This is a genomic window from Shewanella algae (assembly GCF_009183365.2).
GTDB classification, from domain to species: Bacteria; Pseudomonadota; Gammaproteobacteria; order Enterobacterales; family Shewanellaceae; genus Shewanella; species Shewanella algae.
The window spans coordinates 316,120-330,694 of record NZ_CP068230.1 but is presented as its reverse complement, the minus strand read 5'-3'; the positions used below and the strand labels follow the sequence as shown (position 1 = coordinate 330,694).

Here is a 14,575-nt window from a genome sequence, read left to right as displayed (position 1 = left end):
TCGACACACGGCAGCCACGCTGCCTCAGGGCCGCGGAGTATAACAGGCTAACCTGGTTAAGTGTGACTAATTTTTCACCAATTGCCGACTATTTGTACCCCTTGTGTGTGCCTGCAAGCCAAGGCCCTACTAGGATTGTGGCTTATTTCGGGCTCAGAGCAATAAGCGCCCCACATACTGCCAGAGGTTAAACAGCGCCAGCACGAGTATGCTTATCCAGGTGAACAAGGTGCCTAGGAAACGGCCCGGGTGGTAACCGCCCTTGCCTTGGGTCAGACCTATGGCATGCAGCAATCTGGCCACCAGCCAAATCGTCCCCAGTAGATGTAACCAAACGCCGGCCATGCCGTTGGCCTCGGCCAGCACCAAAAGCAGCAAGGCTATCGGGGCATTTTCCAGCAGGTTGCCGTGTACCCGGTTGGCCAAATGCAGTGCATCGTTACCGCCATCGCCCAGGCCTATCTTGTAAGCACGGCGCAAACGCACCACCCGGTAGGCCAAAGCCAAGACCAAAAGCCCCGTCAATGCGGCATAAAAACCCGATATAAACAATGACATAAGTTCTTCTATCTCCTTTTGAAATTCTCTGTTCAGCCTTGGCTGATGCGACGCTGTCCAAGCGCAGCCAATCAACCTTAACGCAACAAGCTTGCACTTAAGCTCACATAAAGGAAATAATTTTTAAAATGTCATTAACCGGATTCAGCCCCCTTGCTGTAGAATCCGCGCGGGCAAAAAACCGTCCATCCAACCAAGGGCACAGTGGGAAACCGAGTGGATAATCAAGAATTCATTGAAAAGCGCCGTTTTATCATTAAGTTGGGTAAGGCTCTGCATAAGTTCGGCACCCCGGCTTATCGGCTCGAAACCCACTTGCAGACAGTGGCCAAGACGCTCGGCATCGAAGGCTATTTTCTGATCTCGCCCACTTCGATGACCTTTGTGCTGCAGCACGACACAGATCAGGAATACAACCATGTTGCCAGAGTCAAACCCGGCGAGCTGGATCTGGGGTCACTTGCCCGTACCGACGCCTTAGTGCAGGAGCTGAGCCTGGGGCAACGCAGCCTGAGTGAAGCGCTGGAACGGCTGGATGAGATAGCCAACAAGCCCAATCCCTATGGCCCTATGTTAACCCTGGGCGCCTTTGGTACCTCGGCCGCCGCCTTTGCCATGCTGATGGGCAGCAGCTGGAATGATGTGTTCTGGTCGGCCTTGATAGGCATGCTGGTCTATGGCTTGGTATTCAGCGCCGAACGCTCGCGGCGGATGGCCGAACTGCTGGAGCCTCTGGCCGCCATGCTGGCCGGTTTCGCCGCCTGTGGCCTGGCGCAACTGGATGCCGGGCTGAATATCCCCGTGGTGGTACTGTCGGGGATCATCGTCTTTATTCCCGGCCTGGCGCTGACCCTGGGCCTGGCCGAACTGGCGGCAAGGGATCTCATGTCAGGCACCATGAGGATCATGGATGCGGTAATGCTGCTGTTCAAACTCTATTTCGGCGCCGTACTCGGCGTGGCAATAGGCAATGCCCTGTTCGGCGAATCCCTCTATATCGAACCAATGCCGCTGCCTCGCTGGGCCATCTGGTCGGCGGTGCCCATACTCTCCATGGCGCTGGTGTTTATCTTCAAGGCCAGGCTCAAAGATGCTCCCTGGGGCGTACTGGCCGGTATTGTGGCCTTCTTCTCCGCCATGTTCGGCGGCCTCTATCTGGGGGATTCTCTGGGGATCTTCTTCGGCGCCCTGGCCGTGGGTATTTACGCCAACCTGTTTGCCCGCTGGATGAAGGCACCGGCCTCCATCGCTCTGCTGCAGGGGATAGTCATCCTGGTACCTGGCTCCAAGACCTATATCGGCCTCAATGTGCTGATCTCGGGTGAAACTATGTTGAACCAGTCGCATCTGGGGTCGCAGATCTTTCTGATATTTATGTCACTGATCGCCGGGCTTATCTTCTCCAACGTGGTGGTACCGCCGAGAAACACCCTCTAAACGCTGCTGCCGTGGGCATTAGCGCCGGGAAAAGATAGTTTATTACAAGCTAAATCATTACTTTATTTCGACTGTCGCCTTGACTAACCGCCTATTCGGTTGTGTTATTGAAGTGTGAATATCAGCCCGATATTCACTACCGAGAGGAGGCAGTCTATGGCAACAAGCCGCAGTGTCTTGCTTCTGGCAACCCTGTTTGCCAGTCTCTCCGTTTTGGCCGACACCGGCATCGCAGGCGATAGCACAACCTCGTCTTCCCAAGGCCAAAACCCACTCCCTGAGCGGTTCAAGGTTGGCAAAATTGTGGTGGTCAGCAACCCAATTTTCGACGAGTCTGCCGACAACGCCATCTTCCTGCACAATTGGGCCAACGCCTTGCATATCAATACCCGGGAGTCGGTGATCCTCAATCGCCTCAGTATCCAGGAGGGGCAGGAAGTGACCCCAAGGCAGTTGGAAGAAGCGCAGCGGATCCTTAGGCGTGAGCCCTATCTCAGAGACGCCAGGATCTCTGTGGTCAAGGCCGACCCGAGTGCCGATCAACAGCCTGATGGTGAAACCTTGCTGGTGGAAACCTGGGATCAATGGTCGCTGCTGCCCACCATCAGCCTGGGACGCAGCGGCGGCAACAACAGCTTCTCCGTAGGGCTGAAAGACGACAATATTCTTGGCCTGGGGATTCGCACCCGTTTGAAGTACCAATCCGACGAGGACAGAACCGGCTACAAGGTGGCATTCGAAATGCCGCTGAACATCATCAAAAATGCCACTGTGGCGGCCAACTTCTATGACAACAGCGATGGTCAGGCCAAACAACTGTATTTCGACAAGCCTTTCTATACCCTGGACGACCCCCGGGCCTACGGCGCCGAGTATCTGGATGAAGACAGAATCGACACCATTCGCCAAAACGGCCTGGACATCAACGAGTTCGATGAAGAAATCCGCTATCGCAACCTCTACTGGGGCTTTATGTTCGCCAAAGAGAACCAGAGCCGGCAAAGATTACGCCTTGGAGTTACTCAGGATAAGCACAGCTTTCATGCCCTGCCTCAATACCCGCAGCAGCCCTTGCCTCAGGACAGAGACTTTCTCTACCCTTGGGTAGAATGGGAGTACTTGCAGGATGATTTTCGGGTACTGACCAATATTCACCTGGTCAACTATAACGAAGACTTCAACCTCGGCTGGCATCACAGCGTTAAATTGGGGCTGGAAACCAAAGACAGTGACAATCTTGGCTATCACCTCAACTGGCGCAGCAGTCGCGGTTACTTTGAGGGCAAGGAGCTGCTATTGCTGGCATTTGGCGGCGAAGCCACCCTGGCCACCCGGCAACGGGACTTTTATCAAGTGAATGTTGCCGCCGAGTATTTCTATAAGTTCACCCCCAAGTGGACCGCCTATTCCAAGGTGCGGCTGTCCAACTCCAACAACAACTATATCGACCGTCCCTTTGCGCTGGGGGATGAAACCGGCATTCGCGGTTATCCCAACGACTACCAGCACGGTGACAATCAATGGCTGCTGACCGGCGAAATCCGCTATTACCCCAATATCAACCTCTACCAACTGGCAGAATTGGGCTGGGCCGCCTTTATCGATGTCGGTCAGGCCTTTGGTGGTGCCATGGCCAATGACAACGAAGTCTCAGGCCCCATAGGCTCTATCGGCATAGGTGCCAGAATCTACTCTTCCCGCTCCAGTTATGGTCATGTCGCCCATATCGATTTCAGCGTGCCCTTTACCCGGGGCGAGGAAGTGGACGGCTGGGAATGGCGCTTTCAAGTGAAGCAGAGTTTCTAGGCTGACTTTGCCACCCCAGCGGCAAACTCTGCACTAAACTTGAAGGGTCACAGCAACCTGGACCTGACATGAAAAAACTCCTTTCCTCTGTGCTGCTCGGCCTGTCGTGCCTGATATCGGCACAGGCAAACACGTTGAAAATAGCCTTTTTTGATTTTGCGCCATACAGCTTTCAGGAAGAAGGAGAACTCAAGGGCATCATGGTAGAGATGACTCGTCTGGCCTGCCAGCGCTGGGAGGAAGGCTGCCAACTCAAGCTGTGGCCTAATCGCCGCGCCAGGCAGCAGATGAACTCGGGAGAAACCGGTGCCATGGGGCTGGCCTGGGCAGATTATCGCACCTCACAATACTATTTCTCGGTCCCCTTGTTGCAGTCTGAATATGGTTTCTTCAGCCTCAAGGCACTGAGTTTGAAGCAGATGCAGCAGCTATCGGATCAGCGTGTGGCAGTGTTCTCACCATCCAATACCCACAATGCCCTGCAAAAATTGAATCAGGAACTGCTCCGGCAACAAGTTCCCCCCATGCAGGTGGTTACCTTTCCACAAAGCGATGAATTGCCACTGAAAATGCTCGCCAGAAAGCGTTTTGATGCCTATTTTGTCAACCGGGATGTCGGTCGCTGGTACGCAGGGAAACAGGGGATTGAAGGCTTGGACTATCTACCCAGCCAACCCAAGACTTACTACTGTCTGGCATTCGATATCCGTCATAATGACCGACAAACCATAGCCCGCTTCAATCGGCTGTTGTTGGAATTGCAGCAGGGAGAAGCCTGGCACCAGCTACTGCAGCGCTGGCAGGTTGAACCGGCCCAATGGCAGCCTGAGCAAGCCCAAGCCATGAACATTCCACTCGAGTAGAAAAGCAAAAGGCCGCCCGTGATAACACGGGCGGCCTAGTTCTATTTGGTGAGTTGGCCTATAAGCCGGGTCCTGTTCTCCCGAAGGAGCGGCAGTCATTCCTCTAGGCCTGCAATCGCTCACAGGCTCAAGCAATCTACCCGGTTCCAACGCGAGCCACGCATTAATTCCGAAGAATAGTGGAACCCTATTTGATCTTGCTCCGGGTGGAGTTTACCGTGCCGCGAACTGTTACCAGCCGCGCGGTGCGCTCTTACCGCACCCTTTCACCCTTACCGGCCCGAAGGCAGGCGGTCTACTCTCTGTTGCACTGGTCGTCGGCTCACGCCGCCCAGACGTTATCTGGCACCCTGCTCTATGGAGCCCGGACTTTCCTCCCCGTTCTTGCGAACGCAGCGACTGCCCGGCCAACTCGGCGCGGATTATAGCCCATAGCGGGCTTCACACCAAGGCATTTCCTTACCAGCCCAGCTCCAGCCCTTTTTTATAAAGAGCATTTTTCTTCAACCCATGGATCTGTGCCGCAATGGCGGCCGCCTTCTTCAGCGGTAATTCATCACAGAGTAGTTTGAGGGTATCCAACGCCGCGGCGGGCGTTTCGTCTGCTTCTTCACTGACAAAACCGTGCAGCATAAGCACGATTTCACCGCGCTGCTGGTTGGCATCGGCTTCTACCTGCGCCAGCACTTCGGCCGTGGTGCCGCAGAGGAAGGTTTCAAAGGTCTTGGTCAGTTCCCGCGCCATCACCATCTGCCTATCCGGCCCTAGGACCTCCACCAGCGACTTGAGGCTGGGCAGAATTCTGTGGGGAGACTCATAGAAAATCAGGGTGCGCGGGTCTTCCCTAAGCGCCAGCAGTTTATCCTGGCGCCCTTTGTCTTTGGCCGGCAAAAAGCCTTCAAACGAGAAACGATCCGAGGGCAAGCCAGATGCCGACAGCGCGGCAATGGCGGCGCAGGGGCCGGGCAGCGGGATCACCGGATAACCGGCGGCGCGCACATGGGATACCAGGTGATAGCCGGGATCGGAAATCAGCGGCGTACCGGCATCGCTGATCAGCGCTATGGCTTCACCTTCGCCAAGGCGTTCGACAATCCACTGCGCACGGGCACGTTCATTGTGGTCATGCAGCGCTGTGGTGCGGGTGTCTATGCCGAAGTGACTCAGCAATTTACTGCTGTGGCGTGTGTCCTCACAGGCGATCAAAGCCACCCGATTCAGTACTTCCAGAGCCCTGGGGCTCAAGTCCCCCAGGTTGCCTATGGGAGTGGGAACTATATACAGCGCGACCGACAGGTCCATAACTACCTCGGAGATGAAAGTGCCCAGACTTTCGTCAGGCACAATAGAAGGTTAAACTAGAGCCAGCATCTTACCAGAGTGAAGCCCTGTGTTAAAAAGCCTGAATAGAGTTAAATACATTTCTGCTGCGATTTTGCTTGCCAGCCTGTGGGGCTGTGGCAGCACGCCATCGACAGACAAAGATCAGCTGGCCGTCGTTTCTCTGGTCAGTGCCCCGCAAGCCCCGGCCGAGTATTTGGCATTTGCCGCCAAGGCGCCCAGCAAGGAAAACCGCGAGCGTTACCTGCTGTTGGCCGCCAATGCTTACCTCAAGCAAGGTGATACAGATGCCGCTGCAGATATTCTGCGTTCAATGCAGGCCGGGCTGAGCCCGGTGGATGAAATCCAGGCCGAGCACCGTTTTCTCAGCGCCCGCCTGCAAGAACTGACCGGCAAAAACGCCGAGGCCCTGAGCACCCTGAATTACCCCGGTAATTGGCAACTGGCTGATTGGCAATGGGCCAGTTATCACCAGGCCCGTGCCCGACTATTTGCTGCCAACCAGCAACCCGTGGAGCAAGTGCGTGAGTTGAGTAAGCTCAGTCAATATCTGCCGGTGAAGGCGACCGGCGAGGTTAACGATGAAATTTGGCAATTGCTCAAGCCACTGCAGGAAGAAACCCTGCAGAGCTTTGCGGCTCAAGAGAGCGATGCCGTATTTACCGGCTGGCTGCAGCTGGCTTACCTGGCCAAACACTACGCGGTGGATCCCTCCAGTCTGATCCGCCAGTTGAGTGATTGGCAGAAACGTAATCCTTATCATCCTGCGGCGGTACAGTTGCCTTCGGATCTGCAGCTGGCGCTCAGTGCCAAGCCATACAGACCCAGCAATATCGCCGTGCTGCTGCCACTTTCGGGCCCAAGGGCCGGAGTCGCCAACACTGTGCGTCAGGGCATACTGGCCAGTTATCTGAGCGACCCGGACAGCAATGTCAGCCTCAACTTCTTCGACACGGCCCAAGGTGCTGACAAGGCCTATCAGCAAGCGCTGCAGAGCGGCGCCGAATTTGTGATCGGCCCGCTGCTGCAAAACGAAGTGGAACAGGTGATGGCGGCCCAGCAAGCGGCAAAGACTGATACCCCGCCGCAACTGTTTCTCAATCAAATAGATAAGCTGCAACCGCAACAGAATAAGTACTACTTCGCCCTGTCTCCCACTCAGGAAGCCAGCGATGCCGCCAGACGCATGTATCAGGATGGCATACAGGTGCCACTGCTGCTGGCCAGCAATGATGCCGTAGGCCAACGTATGGCCCAGAGCTTTAAGCAGACCTGGATGGAGCTGACCGACAGTGATGCCGAGGTTCACTTCTATGATAACGGTGACAAGATGCGCGAAACCGTGGAAGAAGCCCTTGGCGTGACTGACAGCAAGGCGAGGATCCAAGCCATTAAGGCACTGCTGGGCAGTAAGGTGAAGGCCGACTTCCGCTCCCGTACCGATATCGATGCCATCTATATGATCTCGGGGATTCAGGACTTACCGCTGCTGAAACCCTTTATCGATGTCAACTTTAGTGTCTTTGCCGAGCAAGTGCCGCTGTATACCAGTAGCCGCGCCCGTCAGGAAGACAACGCCAAGCAAACCGCGATTGAACTGAACAATATCACCATCAGTGATATCCCCTGGTTGCTGCAGGCCAGTGAAGAAACCGAAGCGGTCAACAAGTTGTGGCCCACCTGGGGCAATGCCCAAAAACGCCTGTATGTAATGGGCTATGATGCCCTGCAGCTGGTCAATCGTCTGGCTCAGATGCATGCCTTCCCCGGATACCAGTACAGTGGCCGCAGCGGCCAGCTGACGGTGAGCCCGGATGGCGTGATCGATCGTCAGCTCAGCTGGGCCAAATACCAGCGCGGCGTTTTGCGGCCACTGTAAGCCGGCTTATGGATCTGGGACAGGAAGGCGAGCGTCTGGCTCGCCGCTATCTGGAACAACAGGGCCTGACCTTTGTCGAACAGAATGTGCGCTACAGTTTCGGCGAACTGGACTTGGTAATGAAACAGGGCAGCCAATGGGTGTTTATTGAGGTAAAATACCGCTCACCAAGCCGATTCGGAGGCGCTTTGCAGTCATTGAGCCAGGCCCAGATAACCCGGCTTCGCAAGGCCGCCAGCCAGTATCTGCAGCAACACAGGATCAATGCCCCCTGTCGCTTCGATCTACTGGCCATTGATGCCGGCAAGGTGCAATGGCTACAGGATGCTTTTTAGTAAGCGCTTAACCCGAAACAAATTTACACTTTAATGCCTGAAAAAAGCCCCCGGCCTATGGCATGATAGCAACACTTGATAGTGAAGGACTTACCCATGTTAGAACGTATCAAAGACAGCTTCACCGAGTCGATTCAGACCAAGATTGACGCCGCAGAGGCGCTGCCAGAGTCTATCGCCAAGGCCGCAGAAATGATGGTGCAATGTCTGTTGGGTGGCAATAAGATCCTTGCCTGTGGTAACGGCGGCAGCGCCGGTGATGCCCAGCACTTTTCAGCCGAGCTGTTGAACCGCTATGAAGTGGAACGCCCACCTCTGCCGGCCATAGCTCTGACCACAGACACTTCTACCCTGACGGCCATCGCCAACGACTACAGCTACGACGAAGTGTTTTCCAAGCAGATACTGGCACTGGGTCAACCCGGTGACATACTGCTGGCCATTTCCACCAGCGGTAATTCAGGCAACGTCATTAAAGCGATGGAAGCCGCGCTGAGCCGGGATATGACCATAGTAGCGCTCACGGGTAAAGACGGCGGCGCCATGGCCGGATTGCTGAGCACCAATGATGTGGAGATCCGCGTCCCCTCCAATGTCACGGCCCGCATTCAGGAAGTGCACCTGCTGGTTATCCATTGCCTGTGCGACAACATTGACCGCACCCTGTTCCCGCAGGACGAACATCAATGAGACGTCTGCTGCCCCTGTGTCTACTGCTTACCAGTTTGACCGGCTGTGCCGGAGCCGTAATGGTGGGTGCAGTTGGCGGCGCCATGGTGGTTAACGATGAGCGTTCGCTCAAGACCCAGTTGGATGACACCAATGCCGATTTTCGTATCTCCAGTGTACTGGGAGCGGAAGATGATCTGAAGAATCAGACCAATATCACCGGGGTCAGCATGAACGGCAATGTGTTGATGATAGGTCAGGCGCCCAACTCCATGCTCAGGGACAAGGCGATTCGGCTGGTCAAAGAGCTGCAACTGGGTGGCAAGATCCACAATCAGATCCGTATCGGCAACCCAACGTCCTTCACTACCCGCAGCAACGACACCTGGATCACCACCAAGGTCAAGGGTCGGATGCTCAACGACAAGAATCTGGATGTCACCAAGATCAAGGTGATCACAGAGAATGGTGAAGTCTTTCTGCTGGGCCTGGTCGAGCGTGAACAAGCCGACCTGGCAGTAGAAATTGCCCGGAATACCGCTGGAGTACGTAAGGTTATTAAGGTGTTCGACTACGTCACCCCTTAACGCCCTTTATATCGAGTCGAACGAGAGCCGGTCACACCGGCTCTTGTGCTTTCAGCTCGCGGGCTTTCATCAACTTGGCGATGGCGGGCAGGCACAAAGTCGGCAGCACCACCAGGGCAGCCCCTACCCAGCTCAAAGTATCCAGCCACTCGTCGAACAGCAGCCAACCGAGGAAGACAATAAAGATAAGCCCGCTGTATTCGGCTACGGCAATTTCACTGGCCTTGGCCCTGCGATAGGCCAGGACACAGAACCAGTTATATGCCAGCAGGAAGGCATTGGATAACAGCGCCACTCCGAGCAGTTGCCAGCTCAGCCCGGCCAGTTGTTGCGACAGCGCCACCAGCAGGATCAGCGGCAAACTCAGCAGGTTGTAACAGAGCAAAGTCAGACTGGCGGCCTCGGTACTGGGCAGCTTGCGCAGGCTCATCTGGTTCAAGGAGAAGGTAAAGGCCGAAACCAGCACGGCAATGCCGGCCAACTCCAACTCGCTGGGCCTGAGGATCAACAAGATACCGGCAAATCCCAGCGCCGCAATCCCCCACTGCAACGGCGTGATCTGTTCTTTCAGGAATACGGCACCCAGCACCATGATCATCAAGGGCGCCGAATAGAACAGTGAACTGACAGTCGCCAAGGGCAGCGCCATCAAACCAATAATCAAAAAGAGCGCACCAACAGCTCCTGTGTTGGCACGCCAAAGGTGGATCTTAAAGTGAGAAGTCCCCGGGCGACCGGCCTTGAGCCACAGGGGAAGCAACATAAGTACCGCTGTCACCTGGCGCACTAGCAGGAAAGTCGCCGCATTGGCATCATCCGGTAACCACTTGACCGATACGTCATAAAAAGCGCTGAAGAGATTTCCTACGGTCAATAAAATCAAACCGATAGCAACGGTTCTCTGCATCTTGGTTATCCTGAACGACTCTCAATCGGCGGCATCATATCCGGGTTAAAAACCAAACTGAAATGATGTTTTTTGCGTATAAATGAATTAAATTCATACTAAATTTCCGGAAAGAATAGCCGATGCGAAAACTTCCCCCCTTGAGAGCGCTGCAGGTATTCGAGGCAGCTGCGCGCCAGAGCCACTTTTCCCGCGCCGCCGAAGAGCTGTGCATCACCCAGAGTGCCGTGTCCCACCAGGTCAGATTACTGGAGGAACACTTTGGTGAGCCCCTGTTCCAACGTCAGGGGCGCAGTCTCAAACTGTCACCCAAGGGAGAGATCCTCTACGGGGAACTGGAGCGAATATTCAACGAGCTGGCTGACCTTGGCCGTTTGTTCGGTGAACCCAATCGCGAGCTGAAACTGGCGGTTTACAGCTCTTTTGCAGTTAAATGGTTGATCCCCAGACTCAGCGACTTTCGCCGCCGTCACCCCGAGGTGCAGATCAGGTTGGAGATGGTGACTCAAGATCCCGAGCTCAGCGACAGCGTGGCCGATCTCTTTATCAGTGGTGGCCTCAAACGACGGGGATACTGGCAGGCGGTGCTGCATAAGGAGCGGCTTATTCCGGTTTGCAGCCCGCAATTGCCCCCCAGAGCCGGACAGATAACGATTCAGAGTCTGCAGCAGTATCCGCTGTTGACTGTGGATGAAGGCCCTTTGGGGCTGGACTGGAACCGTTGGGCCGAGGCCAACGGTGTGACTCTGACAGCCAATCACAGGCAGCATATTTTCAGCCATGTGTTGATGGCCATAGAGGCCGCTATTGCCGGTCAAGGCATAGCACTGGCATCAGACTTTATGGTAGAGGATGATATTGCCAGTGGCCGTTTGATTGAGGCCGAACTGCCGGATGTGCATACAGGGTTTGAGTTCACTTTTTGCTGTAAGGAGCGGCGCCTCAAAGAACCGGCGATAGCGGCCTTTGCCGATTGGCTGATGTTGATGGCAAGCCAGCCACAACCGCAGTAACTCGAACGCAGCCACAAAAAAGCCGACCTTGTAGGTCGGCTCTCAAGATTGGCTGATTTACACCAGCAAGCCTATCTTCTCATAAACTTTCTTCACTGTGACTTCGGCGCGGGCCTGGGCCTTTTCCGCGCCCTGCTTCATCACAGACTCCAGGAAGGCTCTGTCTTCGCGGAACTCACGGAAGCGTTGTTGCAACGGCTCCAGCATTCCGACCACGGCTTCACCGGCGGCCACTTTCAAATGGCCATACATCTTGCCTTCAAACTCGGCTTCCAGTTCGGCTATGCTCTGGCCTGTCACCCCGGACATCAGGCTCAGCAGATTGGACACCCCAGGCTTGTTGTCTATGTCGAAACGCACCACAGGCGGCTCATCGCTGTCAGTCATCGCCTTTTTCAGCTTCTTCATCACCGCCTTGGGATCTTCCAGCAGGCCGATGACATTGTTGCGGTTGTCATCGGACTTGGACATCTTCTTGGTGGGATCCTGCAGCGACATCACCTTGGCACCCAGCTCAGGGATAAAAGGCTCGGGCACTGTGAAGGTGTCACCATAGGCGTTGTTGAAGCGGGTGGCGATATCCCGGGTCAATTCCAGATGCTGCTTCTGATCCTGACCGACAGGGATCTCATTGGCCTGGTACAGCAGGATATCGGCCGCCATCAGTACAGGATAACCGAACAGACCCACGTTGATATTGTTGGCGTGTTTTTGCGACTTGTCCTTGAACTGAGTCATGCGGCTCAGCTCGCCCATCTGGGTATAACAGTTCAAAACCCACCCCAGTTGAGTGTGCTGCGGCACCTGGGACTGAATGAACACCGTGCTCTTCTTGGGATCGACACCACAGGCAAGGTATAGCGCCAGAGTATCCAGGCAAGCTTCACGCAAGGCATTGGGATCCTGGCGCACTGTGATGGCATGCAGATCCACCACGCAATAGAGGCAATCATGGCTGTCCTGCATGGCTACCCACTGACGCAGGGCACCCATGTAGTTACCTATGGTCAACTCGCCTGAGGGCTGGGCACCGCTCAATACTATGGGTTTGGGACTGCTCATGAATTTCATTACTCCGATTGCTGTGGCGACAAATGCGCCAAAATTTGCTCAAAATGATCGCATACGGCATCTGGGCCGCAAAGCCCAATATCTTCACCGTAGTTGTAGCCATAGGTCAAGCCGATTGAGGCAATACCTGCGGCTTTCGCCGCCAGAACGTCGTTGCGGGAATCGCCCACCATCAACATCTGCTGAGGCTGCAACTGCCATTTATCCAGCAGGTGGGTCAGCGGCAAGGGATCCGGCTTCATCTTGGTGAGTGAATCGCCGCCGAGAATTTCACTGAAAAACGACTCAATACCAAAGGCCTGCAATAGAGGCACAGTAAAGCGATAAGGCTTATTGGTGACCACTGCCAGCTTGAAACCTCGTCGCTGCAGGGTGCCAAGCACGGACTCAACCCCGGGATAGAGCTTGCTGTAACGCTCGAGGCAGGCCTCATAATGCCTCATAAATACCGGCATAGCATCGGCCATGACAGAGGCATCCGGCTCATCGCCCAGGCTCGAGGTCAGCGCCCGGCGCATCAACATCTCTGTGCCGTTGCCTACCCAGCTGCGAACCTGGTCTTCGCTGCAACCACGCAGTCCCATATCGGCCAAGGTTGCCTGGGTCGCAGCGGCCAAGTCCGGCACACTGTCCACCAGAGTGCCATCCAAATCAAAGGCGATCGCACTGATACTGCTTGCGATCATAACTTACACTCCTGCCAGTTCACTGCGCATCTGGTCGATAACCGCTTTATAGTCCGGTTGGCTAAAGATGGCAGAACCGGCTACAAACATATCGGCACCGGCGGCGGCTATTTCGGCAATATTGTCCACCTTAACCCCACCGTCGACTTCCAAGCGGATATCGCGGCCACTCTCATCGATGCGGCGACGCACTTCGGCCAGTTTGTCCAGTGTCGATGGAATAAATGACTGACCACCAAACCCTGGGTTGACCGACATCAGCAAAATCACATCCAGCTTATCCATCACATAGTCCAGGTAGTGCAGTGGCGTGGCAGGGTTGAAAACCAAACCCGCCTTACAGCCATTGTCGCGGATGAGTTGCACTGTACGATCCACATGCTCGCTGGCCTCTGGATGGAAAGTGATGATAGAAGCCCCCGCCTTGGCAAAGTCAGGCACTATGCGATCGACCGGCTTCACCATCAGGTGCACATCGATATCGGCGGTAATACCATAGTCACGCAACGCCTTGCAGACCATGGGGCCTATGGTCAGGTTAGGTACATAATGGTTGTCCATCACATCGAAGTGAACCACGTCGGCCCCCGCATCCAATACGGCTTTAACATCATCACCCAGGCGGGCAAAATCGGCAGACAGAATGGAAGGAGCAATAAGATATGGGCGCATAGCATTCTCACAGGATGTTTAAGAAGTCGCCTATTTTACCCGCCAAGGCGCTCGGGCTCTATAGCCTGGCGCCCATTTCTGCCGTTGAAAAGCGTCATAAGTTGGAATAAAGTTGTTACTTGGTAAAAAGCTGTTCAATTTATCAACGGCTTTGTTATAATTGACCGATGTCACATTTGGGATTGGAACAGGATGAACCAGAAACCGCAGGTTTTCACACACAGCATCAAGTCAGCAGTCATACTCGCTGTCGCCGCTGGCGTGGTGGGAGCAACTGCCGTTGGTTTCCAAAGCCTGGGTTCTTCCAGCAATAATCTAGCCTGTAGCTGCAGCCAGGAAAATGATTACAATCCCAACCTGCCTTCCAGCCATCCCAATAATCGCTGTGCGACTCAGGAAGATGATCTGAGCTGGAAGAGTTGGCTCAGCGGCAAGAGTCGTTCGGGTCAATTCCATTTTGTTGACTTGTTGGAGTTGCTGCACGGCCATCAACGTAAACCGGTTGATGATATGGCTCCGGCGAATTCCAATAACGGTTTCTAGATGCTTGGCCGCTACTGGCGTTACCTTTACAGTACGCTGGCAGCCTTCTTCGGCGTGCAGAGTGAGTCCAATCGCGTCAGGGACTTCAGCGCCAATTCCTCACCTCTCCCTTATATCATCACGGGCGTGTTGCTAGCCGCACTACTGGTACTAGGTCTGTTGCTGCTGGTAAATAGAGTACTCGCCTGATTACTTTGGCAAAGATGAC

General features: G+C 54.8%; 16 protein-coding genes and 1 other RNA gene. 10 read left to right on the top strand and 7 right to left on the bottom strand.

Translation table 11 applies throughout. The annotated features are described in order from the left end of the window. Window positions 1-153 precede the first annotated feature (153 nt). Window positions 154-558, bottom strand: coding sequence for an MAPEG family protein (locus E1N14_RS01610; RefSeq protein WP_025011611.1), 405 nt, complete (start codon window positions 556-558; stop codon window positions 154-156). Between the two features lie 216 nt (window positions 559-774). Between E1N14_RS01610 and E1N14_RS01605 the strand changes: the two genes are divergently transcribed. The 3 genes from E1N14_RS01605 (at window position 775) to E1N14_RS01595 (ending at window position 4,664) form a co-directional block, all read left to right on the top strand. After that, window positions 775-1,995 carry a threonine/serine exporter family protein gene (locus E1N14_RS01605; protein ID WP_025889321.1) on the top strand — a complete coding sequence of 407 codons (1,221 nt, stop codon included), beginning with the start codon at window positions 775-777 and terminating at the stop codon, window positions 1,993-1,995. A 156-nt stretch (window positions 1,996-2,151) separates the two neighbouring features. After that, window positions 2,152-3,801 carry a BamA/TamA family outer membrane protein gene (locus tag E1N14_RS01600; RefSeq protein WP_025011610.1) on the top strand — a complete coding sequence of 550 codons (1,650 nt, stop codon included), beginning with the start codon at window positions 2,152-2,154 and terminating at the stop codon, window positions 3,799-3,801. A gap of 68 nt (window positions 3,802-3,869) precedes the next feature. Continuing rightward, window positions 3,870-4,664 carry a substrate-binding periplasmic protein gene (locus tag E1N14_RS01595; protein ID WP_062793762.1) on the top strand — a complete coding sequence of 265 codons (795 nt, stop codon included), beginning with the start codon at window positions 3,870-3,872 and terminating at the stop codon, window positions 4,662-4,664. A 45-nt stretch (window positions 4,665-4,709) separates the two neighbouring features. On the opposite strand, the gene rnpB is transcribed toward E1N14_RS01595, so the two are convergent. Beyond that, window positions 4,710-5,079: RNase P RNA component class A (rnpB, locus tag E1N14_RS01590), an RNA gene on the bottom strand. A 44-nt stretch (window positions 5,080-5,123) separates the two neighbouring features. Further along, window positions 5,124-5,966, bottom strand: coding sequence for a 16S rRNA (cytidine(1402)-2'-O)-methyltransferase (gene rsmI, locus E1N14_RS01585; RefSeq protein ID WP_062793767.1), 843 nt, complete (start codon window positions 5,964-5,966; stop codon window positions 5,124-5,126). Window positions 5,967-6,054: 88 nt separating this feature from the next. Between rsmI and E1N14_RS01580 the strand changes: the two genes are divergently transcribed. The 4 genes from E1N14_RS01580 (at window position 6,055) to E1N14_RS01565 (ending at window position 9,475) form a co-directional block, all read left to right on the top strand. Continuing rightward, on the top strand, window positions 6,055-7,884 hold the full coding sequence (locus tag E1N14_RS01580) for a penicillin-binding protein activator (RefSeq protein WP_025011607.1): 1,830 nt from the start codon (window positions 6,055-6,057) through the stop codon (window positions 7,882-7,884). Window positions 7,885-7,892: 8 nt separating this feature from the next. Continuing rightward, window positions 7,893-8,219, top strand: coding sequence for a YraN family protein (locus tag E1N14_RS01575; RefSeq protein WP_025011606.1), 327 nt, complete (start codon window positions 7,893-7,895; stop codon window positions 8,217-8,219). 96 nt (window positions 8,220-8,315) lie between these two features. After that, window positions 8,316-8,909, top strand: coding sequence for a phosphoheptose isomerase (locus tag E1N14_RS01570; protein ID WP_028780981.1), 594 nt, complete (start codon window positions 8,316-8,318; stop codon window positions 8,907-8,909). Then, entirely contained in the window at window positions 8,906-9,475 is a 570-nt protein-coding gene (locus tag E1N14_RS01565) for a BON domain-containing protein (RefSeq protein ID WP_025011605.1), read from the top strand. Before E1N14_RS01570 ends, E1N14_RS01565 begins: the two co-directional genes overlap by 4 nt. Window positions 9,476-9,506: 31 nt before the next feature. Here the strand turns inward: E1N14_RS01565 and E1N14_RS01560 are convergent, their stop codons facing one another. Continuing rightward, window positions 9,507-10,382: a DMT family transporter gene (locus tag E1N14_RS01560; protein WP_025011604.1), complete on the bottom strand. Its 876-nt coding sequence runs from the start codon at window positions 10,380-10,382 to the stop codon at window positions 9,507-9,509. Window positions 10,383-10,504: 122 nt separating this feature from the next. Here E1N14_RS01560 and E1N14_RS01555 point away from each other — a divergent pair, with 122 nt between their 5' ends. Continuing rightward, a complete protein-coding gene (locus E1N14_RS01555) occupies window positions 10,505-11,395 on the top strand; it encodes a LysR substrate-binding domain-containing protein (RefSeq protein ID WP_025011603.1) in 891 nt (296 codons plus the stop codon). Between the two features lie 57 nt (window positions 11,396-11,452). On the opposite strand, the gene trpS is transcribed toward E1N14_RS01555, so the two are convergent. From trpS to rpe, 3 genes are read right to left on the bottom strand one after another with little or no spacing between them, the layout of a single operon-like run. Continuing rightward, entirely contained in the window at window positions 11,453-12,457 is a 1,005-nt protein-coding gene (gene trpS / locus E1N14_RS01550) for a tryptophan--tRNA ligase (RefSeq protein WP_025011602.1), read from the bottom strand. 8 nt (window positions 12,458-12,465) lie between these two features. Next, window positions 12,466-13,149 (bottom strand): phosphoglycolate phosphatase, encoded by a 684-nt coding sequence (locus E1N14_RS01545; protein ID WP_025011601.1) that lies wholly within the window; start codon window positions 13,147-13,149, stop codon window positions 12,466-12,468. Window positions 13,150-13,155: 6 nt separating this feature from the next. Continuing rightward, entirely contained in the window at window positions 13,156-13,824 is a 669-nt protein-coding gene (rpe, locus tag E1N14_RS01540) for a ribulose-phosphate 3-epimerase (protein WP_025011600.1), read from the bottom strand. A gap of 192 nt (window positions 13,825-14,016) precedes the next feature. On the opposite strand from rpe, the gene E1N14_RS01535 reads away from it, so the two are divergent. Further along, a complete protein-coding gene (locus tag E1N14_RS01535; RefSeq protein ID WP_025011599.1) occupies window positions 14,017-14,367 on the top strand; it encodes a hypothetical protein in 351 nt (116 codons plus the stop codon). Then, on the top strand, window positions 14,368-14,556 hold the full coding sequence (locus tag E1N14_RS01530; protein ID WP_025011598.1) for a DUF2970 domain-containing protein: 189 nt from the start codon (window positions 14,368-14,370) through the stop codon (window positions 14,554-14,556). The last annotated feature ends 19 nt before the right edge of the window (window positions 14,557-14,575 follow it).